The sequence below is a fragment of the Paracoccus alkanivorans genome (genome assembly GCF_003697785.1).
Lineage (GTDB): Bacteria > Pseudomonadota > Alphaproteobacteria > Rhodobacterales > Rhodobacteraceae > Paracoccus > Paracoccus alkanivorans.
In genome coordinates this window covers 18,280-32,735 of record NZ_QOKZ01000007.1, presented here as the reverse complement: position 1 = coordinate 32,735, position 14,456 = coordinate 18,280, and the positions used below count along the sequence as shown (strand labels likewise).

The 14,456-nt window shown below is 59.9% G+C and carries 15 protein-coding genes and 1 pseudogene; 4 read left to right on the top strand and 12 right to left on the bottom strand.

The features are described from left to right. Positions 1 to 7: 7 nt before the first annotated feature. The 7 genes from C9E81_RS16840 to C9E81_RS22735 all read right to left on the bottom strand — a co-directional run bounded on the left by C9E81_RS16840 (position 8) and on the right by C9E81_RS22735 (position 6,479). Positions 8 to 907 carry a sugar phosphate isomerase/epimerase family protein gene (locus C9E81_RS16840; RefSeq protein WP_122113654.1) on the bottom strand — a complete coding sequence of 300 codons (900 nt, stop codon included), beginning with the start codon at positions 905 to 907 and terminating at the stop codon, positions 8 to 10. Between the two features lie 101 nt (positions 908 to 1,008). Beyond that, entirely contained in the window at positions 1,009 to 1,164 is a 156-nt protein-coding gene (locus C9E81_RS22980) for a hypothetical protein (protein ID WP_166461958.1), read from the bottom strand. Positions 1,165 to 1,188: 24 nt separating this feature from the next. After that, positions 1,189 to 2,019, bottom strand: coding sequence for an ATP-binding cassette domain-containing protein (locus C9E81_RS16835; RefSeq protein WP_122113519.1), 831 nt, complete (start codon positions 2,017 to 2,019; stop codon positions 1,189 to 1,191). 10 nt (positions 2,020 to 2,029) lie between these two features. Then, the gene (locus C9E81_RS16830) at positions 2,030 to 3,106 is read right to left on the bottom strand and encodes an ABC transporter permease (RefSeq protein WP_122113518.1); all 1,077 of its coding nucleotides are present in this window, start codon (positions 3,104 to 3,106) and stop codon (positions 2,030 to 2,032) included. Positions 3,107 to 3,189: 83 nt separating this feature from the next. Further along, positions 3,190 to 4,134 carry a sugar ABC transporter substrate-binding protein gene (locus tag C9E81_RS16825; RefSeq protein WP_122113517.1) on the bottom strand — a complete coding sequence of 315 codons (945 nt, stop codon included), beginning with the start codon at positions 4,132 to 4,134 and terminating at the stop codon, positions 3,190 to 3,192. A 219-nt stretch (positions 4,135 to 4,353) separates the two neighbouring features. After that, complete coding sequence (locus C9E81_RS16820) at positions 4,354 to 5,391, bottom strand: LacI family DNA-binding transcriptional regulator (protein ID WP_122113516.1); 1,038 nt, start codon at positions 5,389 to 5,391, stop codon at positions 4,354 to 4,356. 74 nt (positions 5,392 to 5,465) lie between these two features. Beyond that, entirely contained in the window at positions 5,466 to 6,479 is a 1,014-nt protein-coding gene (locus C9E81_RS22735; RefSeq protein ID WP_166461957.1) for a LacI family DNA-binding transcriptional regulator, read from the bottom strand. 105 nt (positions 6,480 to 6,584) lie between these two features. On the opposite strand from C9E81_RS22735, the gene C9E81_RS16805 reads away from it, so the two are divergent. Genes C9E81_RS16805 through C9E81_RS16790 form a run of 4 tightly spaced genes read left to right on the top strand, consistent with a single transcriptional unit; the run spans position 6,585 to position 10,719 of the window. Then, positions 6,585 to 7,604, top strand: a complete 1,020-nt coding sequence (locus C9E81_RS16805; protein WP_208021211.1) for a Gfo/Idh/MocA family protein — start codon at positions 6,585 to 6,587, stop codon at positions 7,602 to 7,604. Positions 7,605 to 7,607: 3 nt separating this feature from the next. After that, the gene (gene iolE / locus C9E81_RS16800) at positions 7,608 to 8,522 is read left to right on the top strand and encodes a myo-inosose-2 dehydratase (RefSeq protein ID WP_122113514.1); all 915 of its coding nucleotides are present in this window, start codon (positions 7,608 to 7,610) and stop codon (positions 8,520 to 8,522) included. Further along, positions 8,522 to 9,688, top strand: coding sequence for a Gfo/Idh/MocA family protein (locus C9E81_RS16795; protein ID WP_122113513.1), 1,167 nt, complete (start codon positions 8,522 to 8,524; stop codon positions 9,686 to 9,688). Before iolE ends, C9E81_RS16795 begins: the two co-directional genes overlap by 1 nt. Next, the gene (locus C9E81_RS16790) at positions 9,688 to 10,719 is read left to right on the top strand and encodes a Gfo/Idh/MocA family protein (RefSeq protein WP_208021210.1); all 1,032 of its coding nucleotides are present in this window, start codon (positions 9,688 to 9,690) and stop codon (positions 10,717 to 10,719) included. Before C9E81_RS16795 ends, C9E81_RS16790 begins: the two co-directional genes overlap by 1 nt. A 336-nt stretch (positions 10,720 to 11,055) precedes the next feature. Here the strand turns inward: C9E81_RS16790 and C9E81_RS16785 are convergent, their stop codons facing one another. The 5 genes and pseudogenes from C9E81_RS16785 to C9E81_RS23390 form a co-directional block, all read right to left on the bottom strand. Then, the gene (locus tag C9E81_RS16785; RefSeq protein WP_122113512.1) at positions 11,056 to 11,832 is read right to left on the bottom strand and encodes an amino acid ABC transporter ATP-binding protein; all 777 of its coding nucleotides are present in this window, start codon (positions 11,830 to 11,832) and stop codon (positions 11,056 to 11,058) included. A gap of 1 nt (position 11,833) precedes the next feature. Further along, a complete protein-coding gene (locus C9E81_RS16780; RefSeq protein WP_122113511.1) occupies positions 11,834 to 12,496 on the bottom strand; it encodes an amino acid ABC transporter permease in 663 nt (220 codons plus the stop codon). Further along, positions 12,496 to 13,143, bottom strand: a complete 648-nt coding sequence (locus C9E81_RS16775; protein WP_122113510.1) for an amino acid ABC transporter permease — start codon at positions 13,141 to 13,143, stop codon at positions 12,496 to 12,498. The genes C9E81_RS16780 and C9E81_RS16775 overlap by 1 nt, the downstream gene beginning before the upstream one ends. A gap of 56 nt (positions 13,144 to 13,199) precedes the next feature. Next, positions 13,200 to 14,018 (bottom strand): transporter substrate-binding domain-containing protein, encoded by an 819-nt coding sequence (locus C9E81_RS16770; RefSeq protein WP_122113509.1) that lies wholly within the window; start codon positions 14,016 to 14,018, stop codon positions 13,200 to 13,202. A 144-nt stretch (positions 14,019 to 14,162) separates the two neighbouring features. Beyond that, positions 14,163 to 14,453 (bottom strand): annotated as a pseudogene (locus C9E81_RS23390) (urocanate hydratase); the annotation flags it as partial. Positions 14,454 to 14,456: the final 3 nt, after the last annotated feature.

Below are 14,456 nucleotides of genomic sequence, written 5' to 3'. Positions count from 1 at the left end.
CTGTGCCTCATTTGAAATATTGATCGACATAGCGCTGCATCTCGCTGCGCATGAACTTGCCCGACTCGTCGGCCTTTTCCTCCCACGCGAAGACGCAGGCGGTCATGATGCCATCAAAGCCGATCTCGGCCAGCGTGCGATAGAAGTCGTCCCATGGCACCTCGCCCTGACCGATATTCAGATGCTGATGCACGCGGGCGGACGAACCCGGGGGGTTGATGATATAGCGCAGGCCTGAGCTGGCCTTGTGATTGAAAGTGTCGGCGATGTGGACATGGGCCAACACATCGGCGCATTCGCGCAGCATCGCCACGGTGTCATCGCCGAAATAGAAGGTATGCGGCGTGCAATACAGGAACTTGACGCGCGGCGAGTTCACGGTGCGGATCAGATCCACCGAAGGTTGCAGCGTTTCCACCCAATCCTCGGGATGGGGCTCGATATGCAGGTTAATGCCTTCCTTCTCGAGGATCGGCACCAGTTCCTCCATCGACCGCCACCACGCATCCTCGCAGGCTTCGATCATCGAGCCGGTATGACAGCAATAGCAGGTGCCCTTGTCGGGATGCGGACCGCGGCCGAACTCGCTGTTCATCGTATCGACGCCCAGTTCCACGGCGATCTCGATGGCACGTTTCCAGTGCCGGACGGCGGCCTTGCGCTCTTCCTCGTCGTTGCTGGCCCAGCGATACATGGGCAGCAGGCTGGCAATACCGACACTGGCGTCGCTCAGCGCCTTCCTGAAGGACCTGACGCGGTCGGGATACGCGCGCGGTGCCTTGAACCATTCGAGGAAATCGGCGCGTGGGCTGAGTTCGATCCACTCGTAGCCAAGCTCTGCCACCTTGGAGGGTAGTTTCTCCAGGCTCAGATGGCGATGCATAAAAGGGTCGAGGGCGATTTTCATGATCTTACCTTTGAGGTGTAGCGGACAGGCCGCCGCGCTGTCGCCGACGTGCCACATGTTCCGCGTGGTCGAGTACGGCGCGGGCGCAACCCGCGGCCGGGCTACTTGTAGGCGTCGGGATTGGCGCGGGTGACAGGCCCGGACGGGCTCCAGATATTGCGGTCAGCGCTTTCACCAGCAGTGATCGCGGAACCCACGACAACCACTCCGGCACCAAACACCGCCAGCGCGGGAAAAGCTTTCGTCAAGAATTGCATCATGCTCTCCTGCTGCTAACGGGTTCAGGCTGCGATCTCATATTCCGGCTGCGTCTTGGCGCCGGTGATATAGGCAACGACGTCTTCGCCGTCGGTTTCCTCTTTCCGCAGGTTCGCGCAGATCCGGCCACGCCGCCAGACGACGATACGGTCGCATAAATCCATCACCTGCCGCATGTTGTGGCTGATCAGGATCAGCGGCTCGCCCGCCTCCTTCAAGGTCCGGATGATGTTTTCCACCTGCGCGGTTTCCTGAACGCCAAGCGCCGCCGTCGGCTCGTCCATGATGGTCAATTTGGAATGGAAGGTCGCGGTGCGGGCGATGGCCACACATTGCCGCTGACCACCCGACATGTTCTGGATCGTGTTGCGGATATTGGGGATTTTTACCCCGGTCTTTTCCAACCCGCGCATCGTCGCCTCGCGCATGGCCTTGTAATCGAGGATCGAGAACGGTCCCAGATTGAACAGCCGCTTTTCCCGTCCGAGAAACAGATTGTCGGGCACGTCGAGATGATCCGCCAGCGCGAGGGTCTGGAACACCGTCTCGATCCCGGCTTCGCGCGCGGCCAGTGGTCCGTCGAACTCGACGTAATCGCCGTTGAACCAGATTTTGCCCGCCGTCTTCTGCTCGACCGCGGTGATCTGGCGAACAAATGTGGACTTGCCGGCTCCGTTATCACCCATGATCGCCACATGCTCGCCCTTGCGGATCTCGAAATTGCAATCGATCAGTGCGTGGACACCGCCGTAATGCTTGGTCAGGCCTTCGGTGCGCAGGATCACCTCACCCGGATCGGCCTGCGGTTTCGGGGCCTCGGCGCCCGAGATGTTGGTTTGCAGATCGCTTGACATGATATCCTCCTCAGGACCTTGCTGCCGCGCGGCTTTGACGCCACTGGTCCAGCACGACGGCACCGACGATGATCGCGCCCTTGACCATTTCCTGGTAATAGGCATCCAGCCTCAGGAAGGTGAAACCCGATATGATGACGCCAAAGATCAGTGCGCCCAGAACGGTGCCCAGGATCGTCCCGCGTCCACCGGCCAGGGAAATGCCGCCGATGACCGCCATGGCAATCGCGTCCAGCTCATACATCACCCCCATGCCGGCCTGCGCGGTCAGGTTCTTTGCGCTCAGCACGATGGCGGCGATACCCGCCAGCAACCCGGCGATGGTATAGACCAGAACCTTGTGGCGGGCGACATTGATACCGGACATGCGCGCCGCCGCCTCGTTCGAGCCGATCGCGTAGGTATGCTTGCCATAGACTGTATATTTCAGGATCAGGTAGAACAGGATCGCCAGGACAACGAATATCACCACCGGCATCATGCCCTTGCCGATAGCTGCATAGCCTCCGGTCGGGAAAGACACCGGCTGCCCGGCCGTCCACCATTTTGCGACTCCGCGCGCCGAGACCATCATCCCCAGCGTCGCGATGAAGGGCGGAATCTTGGTATAGGCGATCAGCAGCCCGTTGATGAGTCCTGCCAACAGCCCGCAGGCCAACCCGACCAGCACAGGAATGATAACGGGCAAATTGACCCAGCCCAGGTCAAAAAAGACAGCACGGGTATTTTCCAGGCCGTTGATCTCGCCCACCTGCGCAAAGCTCATGGCGATCATCGCGGTCATGCCGACCACGGAACCCGATGACAGATCGATACCTCCGGTAATGATGACCTGCGTCACGCCAAGCGCGATGATTCCGATGATCGAAACCTGCAGAATGATGATTTCCAGGCGCGCCATGTTGAATATCGCGTCAACATTTTCGCGCGTATTGAACAGGAAACTGTCGTTCATCAGTATCCGGCCGAGCAATTCGAACACGACAATGATCAGGACAAGTGCAATGGCGACACCTGCTTCTGCGGGAAGCCCGCGCTTTGACTGATCAAAGCTCAGTCCGCCGACTCCGTGCGACGTATCTGACATGATTGATCCCCTCTTGCGAGACACGTCTCGCCTGCCGATCCCCGGACGGCACCTTGCGCGCCGCCCGGATGCAAGGCCATGCCTCAGTTACTTTGCGTGAACTCGGACATGTTCTCGGGTGTCACCAGTTGGAACGGCACATAGACCTTCTGTTCCACCTCTTCTCCACGCGAAAGCTTCAGCGCTGCATCAAGGGCACCGGAGCCCTGCCCGGCAGCATCCTGAAACACGGTGACGTCCAACTCCCCTGCCGCCATGGCCAGCAGCGCGTCCTGCGTGGCATCGATCCCGCCGACGACAACATCATCCATGCTGACGCCCGACGCTTTCATGGCCTGAATGGCGCCAATCGCCATCTCGTCATTATTCGAGATCACGGCATCGAAGGGCTCGCCCGTCGTCAGCCAGTTGGTCATCAGGTCCTGTGCCTCGTCGCGGTTCCAGTTGGCCGTCTGCTCATCAATGATGTTCAGCGTCACGGCACATTTTCCCGCTTCGATCACGTCATGGATATCGGCTGTGCGCTGCACGGCGGCCTGGTTCGAAAGCTCACCCATCATGACATAGACATTGGCCTCGGTCTTACCGGCCCCGGCAAGCTGGTCGCAGATCTCGATGGTTTCCAGCGTTCCGGATTCGCGCTCATCCGAGGCGACGAATGCCTGGCCCTCCGGCAGCGTATCGACATTGATCGGCTCGCGGTTGACGAAGACCAGCGGCACACCGGCCGCCTCTGCCGCATCGGTCATCGCCTGTGTGGCCGAGGTATCGACCGGATTGACGATGATCGCATCCACGCCACTGGCGATGAAGTTGTTGATCTGGTCAAGTTGCTTGGCAACGTCATTCTGTGCGTCCTCGATCTGGACATCGACACCATCCATGCCGTCGGCGAGGTCCTGGATGCCGTTCCGAAGCACAGTCAGGAAGTTATCATCAAACAGCGCCATGCTGACGCCGATATTCTCGGCCGAGGCCGTCCCGGCCAGCCCGGCGATCAAGGTGGTCGAAAGCAGAATTTTTTTCATTGTCTCCTCCAAACGCGGCACATAAGCGCCGCCTGTGCAACAAGGACAAACTCACCCACCCGCTGAACGCGGTGGCAGCAGCCCGGCTCCCACTAGATTGCAGCAGGGCCTCCTACCCGTGCCGATGGCATTACGATTCCCGATTCCGCTCAACCGGTCAATAAAATGAGTCACCGGAAAACATCATTCATGATGTAAAATAAAATCAGAATGATGTAATCACCTCATGAATTCGCTTTCAGGAGTCCAGACCTGCGCCGGAAAGAACCGCTGACCGGGCGTTTCCAACATTCCCTTATCCGAGGTTGCAATCATCATCTCTATCAGATCATCGGCAATCTGCTGCACCGGCGTTGACAGAACCACGCTGAGTGTCTGGTCTTGCAGACCCGCACGCGACTCCGGCGTCAATTCATTGACGATCAGCACCATATCACCGGGCTTGCGCATCTCCCGCACGGCCTCGATGGCGCCCTCCATGCCACCGCCCGCGCAATAAAGCCCAACCAGATCGCTATGTCTGGCCAGAAGGTTAACCGTCGCCTCATATGTCAACTGCCGTGTCTCGAGGTTGATCTGCGTATCCAGCAACTGAAACGCCGGCGCCGATTGGCGGAAAAAGCTGCGAAAACCCGTCTCCCGCAACTCATGCCCGTGGTAACGCGATCCGCCGATGAACAGCGCAACCTTGCCTGGTCGTTTCGACAGGCCAGCGATGAACCAGCCCGCGATGCGACCAACCTTGAGGTTATTTGTCCCCATATAGCTTTCACGCACGCCCTGCGCGAAATCCGACAAAAGCGAATAGACGGGAACCCCGGCCCCACGCAGTTCCTGCACGGCCTGGGTGACCAGGTGATGATCTATCCCCGTCGCGGCAACCGCGTCTGCGCGACCCCTGAAGCTACGAAGAATGTCCGAAATCTCTTCGGGCTGGCCAGTTTCGGTAAAGCGCGTCATGACCTCGACTCGGCGCTGCATGCAGGCGCGCGCCTGTGCCTCGAAAATCGCCTGCACATCCTGATAGAAGGCGTGGCGCGGTTTTTGCAGCAAGAGGCCTATGCGCAGCTGGGCCTTATCGGCCAGCATCCGATGCCGGATCACATTCGCGCCGTGATACCCGATCTCTCCGGCAGCCTGATGGACGCGGCGCACGGTTTCCTCGCGCACGTTCTGGCGGCCATTCAGCACCCGATCAACGGTGGCCGTGCTGACACCGGCGGCCTTGGCCAAATCGGCAATCGTCGGTCGGGTCATGATGCCACCCCATCACATTGAATGATGTATATCATCATTCAGATGATGATGTATTGCAACAACCCCGGCGATCGTCAGCAGTTTTCACGCGTGAAGATGGTGACCGGTGTGATTGTCTGGCCCGGCGGTGGATCAAGCCTTCCGAAAACGCCGGCAATCGCCTTGACCGCAGCTTCAACTTCAAGTCTCGGGTTCTGGTCTATCAACATGTCTATGGCACCGGCTTCAAGCAACTTCCTGCGATTGTCGGTCAGTTCATGGGTAACGAACAGGATGTCATCCAACCTGCCATTGGCCCGCAAGGCATCGACCACCGGCCCCGCGCCCGCGCTTTGGTTATAGATGCCTCTGATTTTCGGCCATTGCCGCAAAGCACGCCGAACGAGACTGCCCGCCCTGTCGCCCCGCTCCCCGCTTTCATGCACCGAGACGATACGGCAATTCGGATAGCGCTCCTGCAGGACAGCCCGGAACCCGGCGTGGCGTTCCTGCTGCCCGATCATGGTCAAGAGCCCGGCAATGACAATCACATCTCCACCGTCCCGCCCGAGCAGTCGCCCCATCAACTCTCCGGCCAGCCGCCCCGAGCGATAATTGTCAGGGCCGACATAGATCGCGCCAGGGCAACGGATATCGGTCGCCAAGGCCACAACCGGCTGACCTGCGGCAACGAAACGGCTCAGCACCTGCGCCAGCCCTTCGTCATGGGCAACGCAAATGATGAGCGCATCATGGGAAGGCCCGACCTCACTTACCTTCCGGATGATTTCCGCCGGGCGTGACATATCGAGATGAAACACCCTGATCTGGATATTGAACGGATTTGGCCCCTGGTTCTCATCCTGGATGGCCCGTTTCAGTGCCGCGTGGAACGGATTCGAGGGCGGCTGAATGAATGCCGCGACACGAAGTGTCCTCGCATCGCGCGGATTCAGCGCGCGATCCAGCTTCAATCGGCGGGCTGCGGAATAGACACGCTGTTCCTTTTCAAAACTGACACCGCCGCGACCGTTAAGCACTCGATCCACGGTGGATGCCGAGACCCCCGCTTCGCGCGCGACATCCTGCGCTGTGGCTTTGCGCGCCATTGTCACCTCGTTTGAAGAAATTTCTTCAAGAATGACGCTTGGCGGCAGCACTCGCAATCGCAATCCTGCAAGCAGGGCTACCACGAGGTGGAAAAGGAGGATTCCATGATCAGGCTTGCCTGTTTCGGTGCGGGCCGTATCGGCCAGATTCATGCGGTCAATGCGGCCGCGCATGCCGATGTGGAACTGGCCTATCTGGTCGATCCGGCGGCAGGCACTCATCGCAATCTTCTTGCTGCGCGAACCGGCGCTGAAATCGCCGGATCAGGCGAAGTCTTCGCAGATGACAGCGTGGACGGGATCATTATCGCCAGCTCAACCGACAGCCATGCCGGGTTGCTGCTGAGTGCCGCCGAAACTGGAAAGGCAGTATTCTGCGAAAAACCGGTCAGCCTGGATTTCGCCTTGACCGCCAATGTCGTGCGAAAGGTGCGGGAATCGGGCATTCCCTGCATGATGGGTTTCCAGCGCCGATATGACAAAAGCTTCCGGCAGTTGAAGGAGCGCATATCCTCCGGCATCAGCGGACGGCTGGAACAGGTGGTGATGTTCTCGCGTGATCCGGCGCCGCCTCCGCGCAGCTATGTCGAAACCTCAGGCGGGATGTTCCGCGACAGTTCCATCCATGATGTCGATATGGCGCGGCACCTTCTCGAGGAACCCATTGCCAGCGTTTACGCAGTCGGCTCCTGCCTGATTTCCGGCGAGATCGGCGCGGCTGGCGATGTCGATACGGTGATGATCACACTGACCACCCAATCCGGGCGCATGGCACAGATTACCGCGTGCCGACGGGGGCCGATGGGCTACGATCAGCGGCTGGAAGCACTTTGCGCCAGGGAAGTTCTGACAGTCGGGAACCAGCCTCAATCCACGCTGAGTATCTGTGACCCGCAAGGATGCAGGACCGCCCCGCCCGAGAACTATTTCCTTGAACGTTTCGCGCAGGCCTATCGCGATGAGATGGATGCCTTCGTCGCCCTGCTGCGTGACGGCACCCAGCCACTTGCCGGAATAGGAGACGGTCTGGAGGCGCAACGGCTGGTCGAGGCTGCCGCCCAATCCGCGCAGACGGGTCAGGCCATCGCTTTTGGACCCGATTGGTCCCCGGCTCAGGGAAGGTGAGCGATGGAGTTCCTGCCAAAAGGGGTGCGTCTGGCGGTCAGCCCGCTATCCTGGACAAATGACGTTCTGGAGGATCTGGGCGGCCTCACTCCGGTCGAGACCTGCCTGAAGGAGGCGGCGCGGGCCGGGTATCAGGGGGTAGAACTCGGGCGGTTGTTTCCACGAGAAGCCGGGCAGCTCGCGCCTCTTCTCACAGCGGAAAATCTGAACCTCGCGTCAGGTTGGTATTCCGGAAAGCTTGCCACGCGGAACGCCGCGGACGAGTGCGCCGCCGCGCAGGCACATGCGTCGCTGCTGACCGAAATGGGCTGCGATGTCATGGTCTATGGCGAGGTCGCGATGATGACGGGCGAGGCGCCATTGAATGAACCCATGTCGCGGCGGCTGGTAATGGATGAGGATGCCCGGCCCGGCTATGCGCGGCGTCTGACGGAATTCGCCCGCTGGCTGCATGGTGAATACGGGCTGCGGCTGGCCTATCATCACCACTTGATGATGGTCGCCGAAACATTACCCGAGATCAGCGCTATTCTTGACCATGCCGGGCTGGAACTGGGCCTTTTGCTGGACACAGGCCATGCCGCCGCTGCCGGCTTTGACCATGCCAGGCTGATCGAGCGTCATGGCGACCGGATCGTGCATATTCATCTGAAGGATATTCGACGTCAGGTCATGGACGATATCCGCTCGCGCGATGCCAGTTTCAATACCGGCGTCCGGGCAGGCATGTTCACCGTGCCGGGTGACGGCTGCGTTGATTTCGCTCCTGTTGCGCGTTTTGTGCACGACAGCGGCTATCGGGGATGGATGGTGGTAGAGGCCGAGCAGGATCCGGCCAAGGCACCGCCGTTGCCTGCTGTCACCCGCGCGATTCGCCATGTCGAAACCGTATTCCGCCACATTTCCGGAGAGTTCTGATGACCAAGCAACAACTCAATATTGGCCTGATCGGATCGGGCTTCATGGGGCAGGCCCATGCCGACGCCTTCCGCCGCGCGGGAATGCTCTACAAGGATCTGCCCGCCGTGCCCCATCTTTATAAACTGGCGGATGTGAGCGAAGAACTCGCTGCCGACGCTGCCGCACGCTTCGGCTTCGAGACCTGGACGGGAGATTGGCGGAACCTCGTGACCGACCCAAAGGTGGATGTGGTCGACATCACCTCTCCGAACGCCTTGCATCACGAGATGGCCCTGGCGGCGATTGCGGCGGGCAAGCATGTCTATTGCGAAAAACCGCTTTCCGTGACGGTGGCCGAGGCGGAAGAGATGACCGCCGCCGCCAATGCCGCAGGCGTCAAGACAATGGTTGCCTTCAACAACGTCAAGACACCCGCCGCGATGCTGGCCAGGCAGATCATCGAGGCCGGAGAGATCGGCACCCCGATGCGCTTCCGTGGCTGGTTCGATCAGGGGTTCTTCAACGATCCCGACCTTCCGTTTTCATGGCGCTGCACCCGCAAGGAGGCCGGATCCGGTGCGCTCGGCGATCTGGGCAGCCATGTTATTTCGGTAGCGCAATACCTGATGGGCGATATTGAAAGCGCGATTGCGCAAGCACAGACATATTTCCCGACCCGACCCGTGCCGCAGGGTGCTGCAAGCTACAGTGCCAAGGCCGATCCCGGCGCGCCCCGGCGCGAAGTCGAGAACGAAGACCAGATCCAGACGATGATCCGCTTTGCCAGCGGCGCCGGCGGCACGATCGAGGCGTCCCGCGTCGCGGCGGGCAAGGTGTTCGGCATCTACTGGGAAATCTCGGGCACCGAAGGAACGATCATCATGGATGGCGAACGCTTCAACGAGTTGAAAGTCGCACGATTCGGCGATGACAAACGCGACCGGGGCTTCAAGACCCTGCTTGCCGGATCACAGGTGCCGCAATTCGCCGCCTTTTTCCCTTTCGATTTTGGCGGCGGCGGATTGGGCTATTTCGACGTCAAGGTAATCGAGGTCCATGATCTGATCGCCGGTATATGCGGACAGAATGGCTGTGACCCCGATTTTGCCTTTGGCCTGCAAAACATGCGGATCGCGGATGCAATGGAACGCTCGCTGCAATCCCGCGCATGGGAGATTGTCTGATGGCCTTTCCGAATGCCCTGCCTGCCTCGCGCGTCCCTGACCCGATGCAGGCCCCGGCGCTTCGCTGGGGCATTCTTGGCTCCGGCTGGATCGCCGAGCAATTCATTCGATCCGTCCGCGCTCATACGCGACAGGAGATTGCTGCCGTAGGCTCCCGAAGCCCGGAAAAGGCCGCCACCTTCGCCCGCAACTGGGATATCACGCACGTATATGGCGGTTACGAGGAACTGGTCGCGGATGACAGCCTTAACGTGATTTATGTCGCCACACCGCATAACACGCATCATGCTCATGTCCTGCTGGCGCTGAACGCGGGGCGCAATGTGCTGGTTGAAAAGCCGATGGCGCTTGACCATGCGCAGGCTGCCGAAATGGTGGCCGTGGCTCGCAAGAAAGAACTGTTCCTCTGCGAAGCGCTCTGGACCTATTTCCTGCCGAAATTCGACGTGCTGCAACAGCTTTTCGACGCGGGAGTCCTGGGCGAGATCAAGTCGATCCATACCGAATATGGCGAATATTTCACCCGCGATCACCGTATTTTCAACCCGGCATTGGCAGGCGGTCCACTGCTTGATCTGGGCACTTACCCGATTTCACTCCTGTCAAAGCTTCTTGGACCGGCCAAGCAGATGGTCGGCCTGAAACAGGACGACCCGAGTGGGGTGCATGGGCAGCTCTCGATCGCCATGGCGAACGCAGCCGGAAATCATGGCACCATGTCGACGACGCTTTACGGCCTTACCCCGACGAACGCCGCCATCGTCGGCACAGAGGCAACCATCCGGTTCGGATCGGAATTCAATCTGCCAGGCCCGTTCGAACTTATCTCGGCGGATGGTTCAACATGCCTGCGTTATGAGGAACCCGCCGGTCGTCATTTCGAGGGGCTGTATTTCGAGGCGGCAGAGGTCGCGCGCTGCATCGCCGATGGTCGCTTTGAGGCTGGTCAGAGGCCGTTGACCGCAACTTTGGAGATGATGCACATGATCGACGAGATCAGACGGGTGGTCGATATCTCCTGGTCACAGTGAGCTCGCAAGCTCTGATGTCGGACAGGCCTGCGATCTGTTCAGCGAAGAGGAATGCCACAACTTCTTCAAAGCCGCCGGATACAAAACCGATCAAACGCGACGCGCTCTAATCCTGCTCGAAGATGTTCAAGTCTTAAATCGCCGCACGCTACATCCTGAACCGCCCTGCCCGTGCTCTCATGGATCAGCCCGTGCTTCCAACCATGCAAGGTTGCGGCTGGCACCAATCGGGGCCAGTCATCCGGGCAACGGCACAAACGCTCATCCAGGACACCCAGACTTCCGGCCAGATGCGCAAGGCGCGCAGCCCATCGCGATGGGGCTGCCCGTTGATCATCAGAACGCATTTCGCTCGTGATAGGTCCGCAAAAAACCCTGAATGCGAGGATCTTCGGGCTGATGCAAGATGCGGGCCGGAGCATCGACGGCAACCAGCTCGCCTGCCTCCATGAAGGCGACCTGATCGGCGACATGGGCGGCAAAGCCCATTTCATGCGTGACGACGACCATGGTCATGCCCTCGCCTGCCAGCGTCTTCATGACGTTCAGCACTTCGCCTACCAGTTCGGGATCCAGCGCGCTGGTCGGTTCATCGAACAGCATCAGCTGCGGTTCCATCGCGATGGCGCGGGCAATCGCGACGCGCTGTTGCTGCCCACCCGACAGCCGCGCCGGGTGATTGGCCATCTTGTCGCCCAGCCCCACCTTGCGCAATGCCTCGACTGCGCGGTCGGCGGCTTCGGCCCTGGGCAGGCCCCGCACGCGAATCAGCCCCTCGGCCACATTTTCCTGCGCGGTCATGTGCGGCCACAGGTTGAACTGCTGGAATACCATCCCGATCGAGCGGCGCATCTCGCGCAGTTTGCGGGCCGGCATCTTGCGCCCGCCCGGCACTTCATAGCCGATCAGTTGATCGTCGATGCGAACTTCGCCGGAATCGTATTCCTCAAGGAAGTTGATGCAGCGCAGCAGCGTGGATTTGCCGGAGCCGGATGGTCCGATCAGGCAGGTGACCTTGCCCGGCGGCACGGACAGGTCAATATCCTTAAGCGCCTGAAACGGGCCGTAGAACTTGTTCACCTTGCGGATCTCGACAGAGGATGCCTGAACCATCTCAGGTCCTTTCGATAAGATGTTTCGTAATGCGGATTTCCAGCCGGCGGCCGACGCGCGAGATCAGTTCGACCAAGGCCCAGAAGAACAGCGCCAGAACAAGATTCGCTTCCAGATAGCGGAAGGTTTCCGTAGACATGCGCTGAACCTGATACATCAGTTCGGGAACCGTGATGATCGACAGGATCACCGTTTCCTTGGTCAGGATGATCGAGAAATTGACCAGCGCCGGCAGGGCCGACACCAGCCCGAGCGGCAGCAGGATGCGGCGGATGATCGAGACCTCGGCCATTCCGATGGCCCGGGCTGCCTCGATCTGGCCATGCGGAACGGCGCGAAAGGCCGAGCGGAAGATCTCCGCGAAATACGGGCTGCCATAGATAGTCAGACCCAACAGCCCGGCCGGCAACGCGTCCAGCCGCAGTCCGATCAGCGGACCGCCGTAATACAGCACGAATAATTGCACCAGAAACGGCGTGCCCCGAATGATCTCGATATAGGCCTGCAGCAGCCAGCGAACAGGCTTGACGCCGTAACGCTGCGCCAGCGCGATGAGCAGGCCAAGAATCATCCCGAAGATCGTGCCGAACAGCCAACAGAAAACCGTAATCTGAAAGCCGCGTAGCAACATAGGGCCGTATTGCTGAAAAATGCTCCATTCCATCAGACGGCCGTCCTGTGTTCGAGATAGCGGCCAAGCCCGGCAAGGCACAGATTGATCAGCAGGTAAATGCAGGCGGCGGCCAGATAAACCTCCAGCGGGCGGAAGGTCGTGGCAGCGTGCGCCTGACTGGCGCGGGTGACCTCGAGAATACCGACGACAGACACCAGCGAGGAAGCCTTGACCAGCAGGATCAGCTCGTTGACCAGCGCCGGCAGCGACAGGACAACCGCCTGTGGCAGGATGATCCGGGTCCAGACGTTACGCGGGTCCATGCCTATGGCGATTGCCGCCTCGGACTGGCCTTTGGGCAGGGCACCGATCGCTCCACGCCAGATTTCGCTGATATAGGCACTGGCACAGATGCCGACGGTAATGACGGCTGCGGCAATGGCAGGCACGTTGATACCTATGACCGGCAGCAGGTAATACATCAGCAAAAGCTGGACCAGCAACGGCACCCCGCGCAGGAAGCTGACCCAGATCGCTGCGAAACGCTGTGCAGCGGTCCAGCGTGACAGGCCGGCGGCACAGATCAGAGCCCCGATCACCAGCCCCAGCGCAATGCCAAGGCCCGAAACCAGCAGTGTATAACGCGCCGCCCAGAACAGCGGGCCGAAGCTGTCGAAGAATGTCTCGATAGAGAACATCGCCACTCCGTTTGATCGAGAGGCCGGGCAGGTTCAAAACGCCGCCCGGCAGGAAATCAGTTGGCGGATGCGGTCAGCGGCAGTTCGGTATAGCTGCCCAGCCATTTTTCCTGGATCGCCTTGATGCGGCCATCTTCAGTCATCTTGGCGATGGCGTCCTCAATGGCCTTGGCAAAACTTTCGCTGGCCTCTTCCTTGCGCAGAACCCATGCGAAATAAGTGGGTTCACCGAATTGCGCAGGCTCGAACAGGGCGAAGCTTTCGGGGCGGTTCTTTACCAGATAGGTCAGGTTCGGAAGCGATCCTGCAACAGCGTCCAGACGGCCCGCAGCCAGATCGGCATATGCTTCGTCGGTGGTGCCATACTCCTTGATGGTGATTCCACCCAGCTCTTCGCCATAGGCCTGAAGCTGGCGGAACTGCGCCGTGCCTTGCTGAACGCCTACGGTCTTGCCGGCGATATCTTCGGGCTTCTGCAGATCGTCATTGCCCTTGGCCTTCACCAGCGAGACTGTCGCATCGGCAATCGGCGGAGTGAAGGTGTAACGCTCCAGCCGTTCGGGGGTAATCGTCACAGGAGCGATGACGATGTCGAACTTGCCGACTTCCAGCCCCGGCAGTTCGGCCGTCCAGGGAATGTCCTGATAGACAGGCTCGACGCCGATTTCCTTGGCGACCTCGTCAAACAGGTCCTTGGTCATGCCCTCATATGTACCGTTGCTCAGCATGTCGAAGGGCGCATAATGCATGTCGGTCGCGGTGATGATCTTGCCTTCGGCCTTGATGTCGGCGAGTTGGTCGGCCATGGCGGGCGCGGCCAGGCCTAGTGCGGCGATCCCGAGCAGGGCGCCTTTCAGGGTGGTCTTCAGGGTCATGTCAGTCTCCTTGTTGGGTAGTTTCGGTCTATTATCCGTTCAAGGCACTACCGCCAATGATAGTGCCGCATCGACTCGGCGTTACAGGATACCGGGCAGATTCAGTTGATGCTCTTTCGCGCAGTGCAACGCAATCTCGTAACCGGCATCGGCGTGACGCATCACTCTTGCTGCCGGGTCGTTCCACAGCACCCGCACGATCCGTGCATCGGCATCCTTGCTGCCGTCGCAGCAGATCAGGTCGAAATCGCGCCATGTTCGCGCGGCAGGCCCGATGCCGCCATAGACGACCAGTTCATGCGGGTTCTCGGCCATTTCGGGATGCAGGTTGTTCATCAGCATTCGCACCGGCGCCTCGGTCAGCCAGCTTTTCTCGATAATCTTGGTGCCGGTCACAGCATGGATGTCGCGGCAGTTGTGACGGGGACTGTCCATGTC

What these genes read in the sequence shown, in the direction of transcription:
- C9E81_RS16780 (WP_122113511.1), bottom strand. Translation starts at nt 12,496, where the DNA reads ATGGAATGGAGCATTTTTCAGCAATACGGCCCTATGTTGCTACGCGGC.
- C9E81_RS16790 (WP_208021210.1), top strand. Translation starts at nt 9,688, where the DNA reads ATGGCCTTTCCGAATGCCCTGCCTGCCTCGCGCGTCCCTGACCCGATG.
- C9E81_RS16825 (WP_122113517.1), bottom strand. Translation starts at nt 4,134, where the DNA reads ATGAAAAAAATTCTGCTTTCGACCACCTTGATCGCCGGGCTGGCCGGG.
- C9E81_RS16770 (WP_122113509.1), bottom strand. Translation starts at nt 14,018, where the DNA reads ATGACCCTGAAGACCACCCTGAAAGGCGCCCTGCTCGGGATCGCCGCA.
- C9E81_RS16795 (WP_122113513.1), top strand. Translation starts at nt 8,522, where the DNA reads ATGACCAAGCAACAACTCAATATTGGCCTGATCGGATCGGGCTTCATG.
- C9E81_RS22735 (WP_166461957.1), bottom strand. Translation starts at nt 6,479, where the DNA reads ATGGCGCGCAAAGCCACAGCGCAGGATGTCGCGCGCGAAGCGGGGGTC.
- C9E81_RS16840 (WP_122113654.1), bottom strand. Translation starts at nt 907, where the DNA reads ATGAAAATCGCCCTCGACCCTTTTATGCATCGCCATCTGAGCCTGGAG.
- C9E81_RS16835 (WP_122113519.1), bottom strand. Translation starts at nt 2,019, where the DNA reads ATGTCAAGCGATCTGCAAACCAACATCTCGGGCGCCGAGGCCCCGAAA.
- C9E81_RS16775 (WP_122113510.1), bottom strand. Translation starts at nt 13,143, where the DNA reads ATGTTCTCTATCGAGACATTCTTCGACAGCTTCGGCCCGCTGTTCTGG.
- C9E81_RS16820 (WP_122113516.1), bottom strand. Translation starts at nt 5,391, where the DNA reads ATGACCCGACCGACGATTGCCGATTTGGCCAAGGCCGCCGGTGTCAGC.
- C9E81_RS16785 (WP_122113512.1), bottom strand. Translation starts at nt 11,832, where the DNA reads ATGGTTCAGGCATCCTCTGTCGAGATCCGCAAGGTGAACAAGTTCTAC.
- C9E81_RS22980 (WP_166461958.1), bottom strand. Translation starts at nt 1,164, where the DNA reads ATGCAATTCTTGACGAAAGCTTTTCCCGCGCTGGCGGTGTTTGGTGCC.
- C9E81_RS16830 (WP_122113518.1), bottom strand. Translation starts at nt 3,106, where the DNA reads ATGTCAGATACGTCGCACGGAGTCGGCGGACTGAGCTTTGATCAGTCA.
- C9E81_RS16805 (WP_208021211.1), top strand. Translation starts at nt 6,585, where the DNA reads ATGATCAGGCTTGCCTGTTTCGGTGCGGGCCGTATCGGCCAGATTCAT.
- iolE (WP_122113514.1), top strand. Translation starts at nt 7,608, where the DNA reads ATGGAGTTCCTGCCAAAAGGGGTGCGTCTGGCGGTCAGCCCGCTATCC.